Origin of the sequence: Photobacterium galatheae (assembly GCF_000695255.1) — a bacterium.
Classification (GTDB): Bacteria; Pseudomonadota; Gammaproteobacteria; order Enterobacterales; family Vibrionaceae; genus Photobacterium; species Photobacterium galatheae.
Window position 1 is genome coordinate 26146 of sequence record NZ_JMIB01000034.1, and the last position, 10564, is coordinate 36709.

The window sequence follows — 10564 nt, forward strand, 5'->3', positions numbered from 1 at the left end:
CCATGATAGTCCGTATTGCACAGCTTTATGATCTAGTGAGTTTAAATACACTCGAGGCTCAGCTTTTCGACGGAGATCGAATTTCTCCCCGTCAGATGCGGCGGTTTATTCAATCGCCTCAGAGTGTGCTGTTCGTCGCGGAAGATGAAGGCCAAATTGCCGGCTACGGGCTGGTGTTGTTTCACCGGGGGACCCAGCTGGCACGATTGTATTCCCTTGCCGTCGATCCCGTTTATCGAGGCAGGCACATTGCTCAGCAGTTGCTGTCTGCGTGCGAAGCGGCGGCACTGGAAAACGGTTTCAATACATTAAGACTGGAAGTGCGGAATGACAATGTCGCTGCGCGAAATCTCTATGAAAAATGTGGATATCAACCATTAAAAGTTTTAATCCATTATTACGATGATCTGGCGGACGGCGTCCGGATGCAAAAGCGTCTGAGTCCGGTTGAGGCGAAGCACCTGCTGCCGCTACCTTTGTATGTGCAAACAACGCCATTCACCTGTGGGCCATCCTGTCTGATGATGAGCCTGTCTTATCTCGATCCAGACTTTCAGCCCAGCCGGCAAACCGAAATGCAGCTGTGGCGAGAGGCGACCACCATCTTTATGGCATCGGGCCACGGCGGGTGCAGCGGACATGGTCTGGCACTGGCGGCAAACCGTCGTGGCTGTCAGGTTGAACTGTGGACGCAATCTTTATCGACGCCTTTTATCGACAGTGTGCGGGATCCGAAGAAGAAAGAGATTATCGAGCTGGTGCATCAGGATTTTTGCCAGCAACTGGATGAAGCCGGCGTCCCTGTGGTTGATGCCATGCCATCGGTTGAGCAAATTGAGGGCTGGCTCAAGCAGGGGTGCTGTCTGCTGATGCTGATTAGCACTTATCGCTTTAACGGCAGCAAAGAACCACACTGGATTGTGCTGAGCGGGGTCAGTGAGCAGTTCTTTTTCTTTCATGACCCCTACGCAGAAGACAAGACAGACATTGGTCATCGGGCTCATATTCCGCTGAACAAAGCCGGTTTGAGCCAGATCCTCGGTTTTGGCCGCCAGAAGCATACCGCCTGTGTGGTGATTCACCCGACGCAGCCGGTTACGACTCGCCCTGCAGCGTGATGATGACATGGCGGCTGCCGCCGTGGTCGCGATGCTCCCCCAGATAAATGCCCTGCCAGGTGCCCAGCGCCAGCCGGCCGTTGCGGATCGGCAGGGTCAAACTACACCCTAAAGTTGATGCCTTGATGTGCGCCGGCATGTCATCGTCACCTTCATCAGTGTGACGATAATAAGGTGCGCGTTCCGGCACCGACTGGTTAAAGTGGGCTTCCATATCGCTGCGTACCGTCGGATCGGCGTTTTCGTTGACCGTCAGGCTGGCAGAGGTGTGCTGGATAAACAGGTGGGCCAGCCCGATCTGAATGCCGTTGAGTTCTGGCAGTTGCCGTTCAATTTCATCGGTGATGAGGTGAAAACCGCGTGAACGGGGTTTCAATTGGATTGATTTTTGGAACCACATAGTGTCGCGACTCGCTGTTAAAAGTGATTGGCTGGTGGCGAAGATGCCTCCAATATGGCCAGATGATTGCAGACAGGATACCCAAAATTAGCGCTGATCGGGGACTGATTCTCATGATTTTTGCACACATGATTGAAGTGGGAACTGCTCGACCGCTACGTCCAACCCAGATTGGATCAGGTGTTGTTCAATTTCATCAGCGTGATCATTACTGTCACACTGATGGTTTCGCAGAAAATGTTTCATTTTTCAATGTATGCTCTTGTTTTTAGTGGGATATGCACTCAATGCCGAATGTTTTTCTGGTTTCTGTTCATCTGCACCGGCAATGTTCCCGTGATGATGGATGCGCCGAAAGCGTGACCTGGAGCAAAGCAGGGGGGATGTCGCTGGCGGCATAATTAACATTAAGTTGTAAATTTACCAAAATATCGCCATGCTTACGGCTGTGCTTACACCGTTGAATTGGGAAATCATGGGAGCGGCATTGGTCGCGCTGTCGTGAAAAAATAACACATCAGGAACGTCATTATGTTGAAAAACATTAACCCCACGCAAACTCCAGCCTGGCAGGCACTGACTGCTCATTTTGAACAGGCGCAGGATCTGCAGCTCAGCGAGCTGTTTGCGCAGGATCCGTCACGGTTTGAAAAGTTTTCCGCTGCGTTCGGCAACGATATCCTGCTGGATTATTCAAAGAACCTTATCACTGAAGAAACGCTGGCGAAGCTGTTTGATCTGGCTGAACAGACAGAACTGAAAACTGCAATTGGCGCCATGTTCAGCGGTGAGAAAATCAACCGCACCGAAGACCGTGCTGTACTGCACGTGGCGCTGCGTAACCGCAGCAACACGCCCGTGCTGGTCGACGGCGAAGACGTAATGCCTAACGTCAATGCGGTGCTGGCGAAAATGAAGCAGTTCTCGGATCGCATTATCAGCGGTGCGTGGAAAGGGTATACCGGCAAGGAAATCACCGATGTTGTGAACATCGGTATCGGCGGTTCTGATTTGGGCCCATACATGGTGTCTGAAGCGCTGGCTCCTTACAAAACCCGCCTGAATCTGCATTTTGTGTCGAATGTTGACGGCACACATATCGCGGAAACGCTGAAGGGGCTGAACCCGGAAACGACTTTGTTCCTGATTGCATCCAAGACTTTCACTACCCAGGAAACCATGACCAACGCGCACTCTGCACGTGACTGGTTCCTGGCTGAAGCTCAGGATGCATCTCATGTCGCGAAGCACTTTGCGGCACTGTCGACCAATGCTGAAGCAGTGTCTGCATTCGGGATTGATACGGCCAACATGTTCGAGTTCTGGGACTGGGTGGGTGGCCGTTACTCACTGTGGTCTGCGATTGGCCTGTCGATTTGCCTGTCGGTTGGTTACGACAATTTCGAAGCGTTGCTGGCGGGTGCCCATGCGATGGACAAGCACTTTGCTGAAGCGCCGCTGACTGAAAATCTGCCGGTAATTCTGGCGCTGGTTGGCCTGTGGTACAACAACTTCTTCGGTGCAGAGTCGGAAGCCATTCTGCCTTACGACCAGTACATGCACCGTTTTGCTGCGTACTTCCAGCAGGGCAACATGGAGTCGAATGGTAAGTCTGTCGACCGTGGCGGTAAGCCAGTAGATTACCAGACGGGCCCAATCATTTGGGGTGAGCCGGGTACCAATGGTCAGCATGCGTTCTATCAGCTGATTCATCAGGGCACCAAGCTGATCCCATGTGACTTTATTGCACCGGCGGTCAGCCATAACCCGTTGAGCGATCACCATCCGAAACTGATGGCGAACTTCTTTGCGCAGACGGAAGCACTGGCATTTGGTAAAACCCGTGCCCAGGTGGAAGCTGAATTTACCGCAGCCGGGAAGTCTCTGGCGGATGTTGCAGAGCTGGTACCGTTTAAAGTATTTGAAGGTAACCGCCCGACCAACTCAATTCTGGTGAAGCAAATCACGCCACAGACACTGGGCGCACTGATTGCCATGTACGAGCACAAGATCTTCACTCAGGGTGTGATCTGGAATATCTACAGCTTTGATCAGTGGGGTGTGGAGCTGGGCAAACAGCTGGCAAACCAGATCCTGCCTGAACTGGCCGATCAAACCCCGGTGAGCAGCCATGACAGTTCAACCAATGGTCTGATTAACGCCTTCAAGCAATGGCGTCAGTAAGGATTATTCTGACTGAAAAGCAAAAAACGCCGCATGATAGCGGCGTTTTTTATGAGTTGCGCATGCCTTTCGGTTAAGACAGGGCGACCACTTCGCTGGCTTGCGGGCCTTTTTGGCCGTCAGTAACGATAAACTCAACGTTTTGGCCCTCTTTCAGGGTACGACGCCCCTGAGCCTGAATAGCGCTGAAGTGAACGAAAACGTCCTTGCCGTCGGCACCAGAGATAAAGCCAAAACCCTTTTCATCGTTGAACCATTTTACGGTTCCTGTCAGTTTACTCATTTGAAGATCTTTCCTTTGTAATCTCATTTCCTTGCGTTACCCGAAGGCAGGCAACACGAACACTATTGATTGGTATCTTTTTATGTGCATTGATACCTCAACAGTATTTCCAGTCTAGATCGTAACCGGATCGGGGGGCAATCTTTTCTGCGCCAAATATGCAAAAAGGTGAGAGAAAACAGTGCAGCTCGCAACATGAGGTCAGGCCAGTTTGAACTGGCCCGAGAAAAGATGTAATCGGATGGAAATTAGCGGTCGAAGCTGATCTCAATGAAGGCTTTGCCGTATTCAGACTCAAACGGCATGATAATGATCGCCCCTTCACTTTTGTGCGTGATCGTGTGACCTCGACCGGAGACGACGGCGGGTGTGGCCATTTCAAAATCATAGCCTTTTTCTGACAGAATACGCTTGGCACCACCGGTGACCATGTTGGTGATTTCACCGACCATGTCAGTCACTTCATCGTTAATACCATTCGGACGCTCGCCCAGCATACGCTGCATAATCTCAAGTGCCAGGCCTTCATCAAAAGTGATGGACATGGAGCCCCGGGTTTGCGGTCCCACCATGCCAATCAGGCCAGAGACATCACCCCGGGCGATTTCATCTTTTTTCAGCAGAGGTTTTTGCGGGGCCAGCTCCATTGACGCCATGGTCTTGAGCACATTCAGCAGAGAGGCCAGAAATGGGTTTACAAATTCTGCTCGCATAGGATCTGGATTGCCTTGTTGTTGTACGGAAACGGACTACTTCTTCTGTTGGCATGCTTGACACACGCCATGGCTTTCTACGACATGATGAGAAATCTGAAAGCCTTGCTGCTGCGCTTTTAGTTTTAGCATTTTTGCCAGTTCATCATCGTGACATTCCTCCACATGGCTACATTCATCACAAATGAGCAGTTGGGAACAATGGTCGGTATGATCCGGCAGATGACAGGCAATATAGCTGTTTGTGGACTCGACTTTATGAACAAATCCCTGAGCGAGCAGGAAGTCGAGCGCACGATAAACTGTCGGCGGCTTCGCCTGAGGTTCGGACTCCCGCAGCAAATCCAGCAGCTCGTAAGCACTGATCGAACTGCGATGAGACAGAATCAGCGCCAGTACTTTATGACGTTGTGGCGTCAACCGGACTCCCCGTTGTTCACAGAGTTGTTGAGCCTGATTCAGCAGTTGCATATGATTTGCCATACTTCCTCAAAAAAGCGACTAGCGTCATAGTCTATCATAGCATTTTGAAAACCTATCTCGGAGAGGCCCAAACGGTCTTATATGGACAAAATTTTCGTGTAACTGATCACATTCGCATCAGTTTCTGAGCCGTTTGTGGCGTGTGGCTGACCTTCATGGGGTCGGTTTTTTGCCCTCTGCTGCTGCGATTTGCAGACATGTTGCCTGGTGGTGGAGAGAAATGCTTCTCATCCATCATGGCGGTAGTTCTTAAGCGGTGTTCAGGGCGGGGAAGCGGCTCAGGAAGACTGCGATGTCTGCGCGTTCAAGACCGGGGAGAGATGCCGGCCCTGAACAGAACCGTTACTGCATACTCTGGAAAGTCTGGCAGTCCTTGGGGTTGCCAGACGCGAAGCCTTTCTTGAACCAACTGACTCGTTGTGCCGACGTACCGTGGGTAAAAGCGTCCGGCTGGACAGCGCGTCCGGCCATTTCCAGCAATCTATCATCCCCGACAGAACTGGCGGCTTGTAGCCCTTCTTCAATATCGCCCGGCTCCAGCAACTGCATGTCGTGGTGGACATAATAGCCCCAGACGCCGGCATAGCAGTCGGCCTGAAGTTCGAGCATCACGCTGAGGCGGTTGGCTTCGGTCTCGCTGGCCTCTTGCTGTTGTTGTGCGACTTGTTTGTTGGTACCCAGAACATTCTGGACGTGGTGTCCGACTTCATGGGCGATCACATAGGCGAAGGCAAAGTCGCCGGGTGCTCCGAGTTTTTTCAATTCATCCATGAAGCTGAGATCCAGGTAGATCTTGCGATCAGCCGGGCAGTAAAAGGGGCCGGACTGGGCCTGTCCCATACCACAGCCCGTCTGGGTGATGTTGTTGTACAAGACCAGCTGAGGTTCCGGGTACTGCCCATCGAGCAATTGCTTCCACACGGTCTCTGTGGTGCCCAGAATGGCAGCAACGAACTGGGCATCTTCATCCTTGGCAGGCAGGCCGCTGTTTTGGGCGTCCTGCTGCTGAAGCGGTTCTGTTCCCTGCTGAATCCCCATCATGCCGGCACCGCCGGTAAAATATTGATAGGCAAGATAGATGCCGCCAACCACCAGGATCAGCTTGCCCACTTTGGTTTTCAGCAGAAACGGCAGAAATCGCAGTAAAGCTGCGACAGGCAGGCCGGACTGTGCTGGCCCCTGGCCTCGCCGGTCATCAATATTGCTGCTTTGCCGGGTCTTACGCCAACGCATGGCGCGCTCCTCAAAATGATGACGGGGATTCTCTCAGTCTGAACGACAGCATGGAATTTTGCCTGTTACACACTGAGACACCCAATAACTTCTTCTATCAGGACAACGTGTTTTGTCTTTAGATGAAAGATTGTGCTTTACAAACCTGGGTCTGAATTGATTTTTTTCTGTTGTAAATCTTTAAAGACTGCATTTTGTTAAAAAAATGTTCAAAACTCATCGTAGTGTATTGATATTCAAAATAAATCTGTTGGTTTTTTTCTCTGTCACTATTTTTTTACATATGAATCGAAGTGAAATTCACTCGGCCTATTTACATTCGTGGCCAGATAAAACAAGACGTTAGGTTATCTTTGTGGTGTCTCGCAACTTGAATGTAATAACTCTTCTCTCTGTTTCAGTCGAAAAATTCAGTATTTCATACTTATGCATGAGTCAGTTGTTGCGTATAGCTTTTTATGTGTGCCTGCAGTGGTAAGGCATTTCCTCAAAACGGATAACAGAGAAAAGGAATCACAATGTATAAGACAATGCTAGGTTGCTGTATCACGTCTGCACTGGCGCTTGCCAGTGTCTCGGTCTGGGCAGAAGACGCTCAGGCGGTTGTCAGTGGAGACTATCAGGCTGCGCTGATTCAGGCGGCACCAGAAAAAGCGGTTGCGAATCAGTATATTGTTGTGCTGAAAGAGCCTGCTTTTATCGGCAATGATCAGGCTGCCCGAGCTGATTTCGTCACGCGTACGGTGGAAAGCATGGCTGCGATGCATGCGGTGAAAGCGGCGCGGGTATTCGATGCGGCCCTGAGCGGGTTTGTCGCAGAGCTGACACCGGCTCAGGTGGCGGCTCTGCGTCAGGACGGCCAGGTTGATTATATTGAGCAGGATCAGGTGATCTCGCTGGACCCGGTTTATCCGGAGGCGATTGATGCGCAGCAGAGTAATGCGACCTGGGGATTAGACCGGGTGGATCAGCGCAACCTGCCGCTCAATGGCAGCTATGTGGCCCAGTACAACGGTACCGGCGTCACCGCTTATGTGATCGATACCGGGGTGACCACCACCCACAGCGAGTTTGGCGGCCGTGCCCGTTCGGGTTACGACTTTGTGGACAATGACTCCAATGCCACCGACTGTAACGGTCATGGTACACATGTTGCCGGAACAATCGGGGGAACCACCTATGGTGTCGCCAAGAATGTCAGCATTGTGGGCGTCCGGGTGCTGAGCTGTAGTGGTTCAGGCACCACCTCTGGCGTGATTGCCGGGGTCGACTGGGTGAAACAGAATGCGAACGGCCCGTCTGTGGCAAACATGAGTCTGGGCGGCGGGATTTCGACGGCACTGGACAGCGCCATCAACAGTGCGATCAGCTCTGGCGTCAGCTTTATGCTGGCTGCGGGTAATGAGAATCAGGATGCCTGTAATGTGTCTCCGGCCCGTGTTGCTGCCGGTGTCACTGTCGGCTCCACCACCAGCTCGGATCAGCGTTCCAGCTTCTCGAACTGGGGTAGCTGTGTTGATCTCTTTGCACCGGGTTCATCCATTACCTCCGCCTGGTATGACGGCAGCTATAAAACCATCAGTGGGACTTCCATGGCAACACCACATGTTGCCGGGATCGGCGCCCTGTATCTGGATGAAAATCCGGGTCTGAGCCCATCTCAGCTCAGCCAGTTGCTGGTTCAGCGCGGCACGAGCGGCAAAGTGAGCGATACCCGCAATACGGTGAACAAGCTGGCTTACAGCGGCACCGACAGCGATGGCGGTGATCCGGGTACGCCGACTGACGGTAAGCTGGAAAATGGCAAAGCGGTCACTGGACTGAGCGGGCAGTACGGCAGTGAGAAGCACTTCTACATTGATGTAACGGCTGGCCGTACGCTGACCGTCAGAACTTCAGGTGGCTCCGGCGATGCCGATCTGTATGTGCGATTCGGTCAGAAAGCGTCGAAAAGCAGCTGGGACTGTCGTCCGTACCGTTCGGGTAACGGTGAAACCTGTACCATCACCCCGTCAAAATCCGGCCGCTATCACGTGATGCTGCATGGCTATAACGCATACAGCGGACTGACGTTGCAGGCCAGTTTCTAAGGCGTCCTGCATCTGAAGCGAATCGTCTTGTGTTCTATACCACTGTCTCGCCCCGGGCTGTCTTGCCGGGGCGTTTTTTATGCCGGAGGCGTCATGGCTCAGTCGACATATCTTTTACCATCGATGCCAGTTGTAGCCCTGCGGCCTGTCGTTTCAGCAGATGCATCTTCATGATCAGTTGCTGGAAAACCTGCGCCTGTTGCTTTGAACTGATCGTGTGATCGGTCAGCTGGGCCGCCAGTGAGGCAAGGTCGGAAAAACCGAGCAGTTCCGCCTGCGTCTGCCAATGCCGGACGAACTGAAGGCTGTGTCTGGCTGGGGTACTCAACCCTTGGGCCAGATATCGCTCAGCCCAGGTTTGCCAGTCCTGAAGAAAAGAAGTGAGTGTCAGTTCAGTCATGTAGATACTCCTTCCGGGTTTCCTGAATCAAGGTGTCATTGAGGAGAGAGATGAGCTGGAGCCGGGGGGCGTCCGACCCGATTTGCCATCGCCCGAACAGGACCATCTCGTCCGCTGAATCCCAGCGTTTCTGGATGTCAGGCGTCCATTCAGGGGCTGGTATCTCGACAGTGATTCTAGACCCGCACGGGCTCTGGCATTCGCCTCGCCATCGGTCTATGGACGGGTAAAATACAAAGGGTTGTCGGCATTCGGAGACGACCCAACCCAGATAATCCCGGTGTGCCGGAGCTGTAGGGGCTGCAAGCCGTGCGGCCAGCCTTTGCCACTGCGCCTGGATTGATATCGCAGGGAGTTCGCTCAGCATCTGAATTGAAACGGGTTGTCCCAGTTTGAGGCTGCGGGTTTGGGAGGCATTGATACTGCCGTCCTCGCTGGTTGCACCGGCAAATTCAAATGTCCGGAAAGTGACGGCACTGAGCGGATACGTCCCCAGCGGGCTGTCGTGAAACCCCTGATGCGGTGACCATGAGGGATCGATGCCGTGCCTGCGACTTGAAGAAACGGTATAAAAATCTGCTAACTGCGGGTCATAGCAATAGTACCGGAACCCCCGTCCGCCTTGTTGGTCATCCCAGAACACCACATGCAGACCGATGAGTGTCATCTTCGGTTGTGGACGATATAACCGGCGATGCTGGCCGGCCAGCACACTCAGCGGCTGCGGCAGCACAGGCTGACTGAGTGCATGCAGATGCAGCAGGGTTTCTGCGACTTGATCAAGCAAGCGGGTGTGGGAAGCCTGATGATATTTTTTCAGAATCTGACGCAAACTTTCAATGACACCGCTGAGCAGGGCCGCGGGTCTGGGCAGATCGGCCTGATTGAGTTCAGTGCAATACCCGGCCCCCTGATCGACCTGTGTTTGCAGCAGTTCGGCGGTGCCGGTCTGTGTCAGGGTCTGGAGCCAGTTGAGGACGCTGCTGACAAGTTCGGCTTGTTCTGGGTTCAGGGTATCGAATGCAGCTTCTGATTCTGCCGAAAAAGTGTTGTGTGTTATGGAAAGCATCAGGATTGCCAGCGCGCGGTGCACACAGGCGGTCTCTTTACAGCTGCAGAGTACAGCAGACCATTCGCCGGTGGCGGGCAGATGCAGCAGATAGGATTTCTGACTTTGCAGGGTCACATTCACGACGCAATGGTCGGTCTGCGGCTCAAAAGTGACCAGCGCGCCTTTCTGGTAAAGCTTGATCGCCTGCGTGGCATTGCCGCGGCCATAAGTCTGATCGAGCGCTTCTCGTGATGTAATACACCAGCGTTCGGGCTGAAATGGCTCTGCGGGCGGCGCTGTTTCGTTTTCGTTCAGTTCACGCAGCTTCAGCAGAAAGGCAAGCTGGTGGACACAACTGCCCAGGGTGCCGCACTGGCAACTGAACTGTGCCAGATCGGTGTCTGCTAAAGTCACGTCAAAGTTGTCGATGCTGAGGGTCAGCGGCAGTGACGGATCAGCCGGTGAAATGCCCGGATGTTTGTCCGCGATTTTCCCGGCTCGTCGGAACAGCCCTTTGCTGGTCCAGTTGATCAGGTATTCGTCGGTTAACTGGCGTGTCCAGTCAGATAAGCTCATGGTGTCTTTCTCTTATCTCAGTTGTGCTTCAGG

General features: G+C 52.9%; 10 protein-coding genes. 3 read left to right on the plus strand and 7 right to left on the minus strand.

The features are described 5' to 3' along the window. Positions 1-2 precede the first annotated feature (2 nt). Positions 3-1118, plus strand: a complete 1116-nt coding sequence (locus EA58_RS16735) for a GNAT family N-acetyltransferase/peptidase C39 family protein (protein WP_036755440.1) — start codon at positions 3-5, stop codon at positions 1116-1118. Here the strand turns inward: EA58_RS16735 and EA58_RS16740 are convergent. Further along, the gene (locus EA58_RS16740; RefSeq protein ID WP_036755442.1) at positions 1096-1518 is read right to left on the minus strand and encodes a secondary thiamine-phosphate synthase enzyme YjbQ; all 423 of its coding nucleotides are present in this window, start codon (positions 1516-1518) and stop codon (positions 1096-1098) included. The two genes, EA58_RS16735 and EA58_RS16740, sit on opposite strands and share 23 nt — an antisense overlap. Positions 1519-2049: 531 nt before the next feature. Between EA58_RS16740 and pgi the strand changes: the two genes are divergently transcribed. Further along, a complete protein-coding gene (pgi, locus tag EA58_RS16750) occupies positions 2050-3702 on the plus strand; it encodes a glucose-6-phosphate isomerase (protein WP_036755447.1) in 1653 nt (550 codons plus the stop codon). Positions 3703-3775: 73 nt separating this feature from the next. On the opposite strand, the gene EA58_RS16755 is transcribed toward pgi, so the two are convergent. The 4 genes from EA58_RS16755 to ypfJ all read right to left on the minus strand — a co-directional run bounded on the left by EA58_RS16755 (position 3776) and on the right by ypfJ (position 6414). Further along, a complete protein-coding gene (locus EA58_RS16755; protein ID WP_036755448.1) occupies positions 3776-3985 on the minus strand; it encodes a cold-shock protein in 210 nt (69 codons plus the stop codon). A 248-nt stretch (positions 3986-4233) separates the two neighbouring features. Next, positions 4234-4698, minus strand: coding sequence for a chemotaxis protein CheX (locus EA58_RS16760; RefSeq protein WP_036755449.1), 465 nt, complete (start codon positions 4696-4698; stop codon positions 4234-4236). A gap of 36 nt (positions 4699-4734) precedes the next feature. Continuing rightward, positions 4735-5181, minus strand: coding sequence for a zinc uptake transcriptional repressor Zur (gene zur / locus EA58_RS16765; protein ID WP_036755450.1), 447 nt, complete (start codon positions 5179-5181; stop codon positions 4735-4737). A 342-nt stretch (positions 5182-5523) separates the two neighbouring features. Then, positions 5524-6414, minus strand: a complete 891-nt coding sequence (gene ypfJ / locus EA58_RS16770; protein WP_036755451.1) for a KPN_02809 family neutral zinc metallopeptidase — start codon at positions 6412-6414, stop codon at positions 5524-5526. Between the two features lie 518 nt (positions 6415-6932). Between ypfJ and EA58_RS16775 the strand changes: the two genes are divergently transcribed. Continuing rightward, on the plus strand, positions 6933-8504 hold the full coding sequence (locus EA58_RS16775; RefSeq protein WP_036755453.1) for a S8 family peptidase: 1572 nt from the start codon (positions 6933-6935) through the stop codon (positions 8502-8504). A 91-nt stretch (positions 8505-8595) separates the two neighbouring features. Here EA58_RS16775 and EA58_RS16780 read toward each other — a convergent pair whose 3' ends face one another. Then, positions 8596-8904: a hypothetical protein gene (locus EA58_RS16780; protein ID WP_036755455.1), complete on the minus strand. Its 309-nt coding sequence runs from the start codon at positions 8902-8904 to the stop codon at positions 8596-8598. Continuing rightward, positions 8897-10531: a hypothetical protein gene (locus tag EA58_RS16785; RefSeq protein WP_036755457.1), complete on the minus strand. Its 1635-nt coding sequence runs from the start codon at positions 10529-10531 to the stop codon at positions 8897-8899. The genes EA58_RS16780 and EA58_RS16785 overlap by 8 nt, the downstream gene beginning before the upstream one ends. Positions 10532-10564 lie beyond the last annotated feature (33 nt).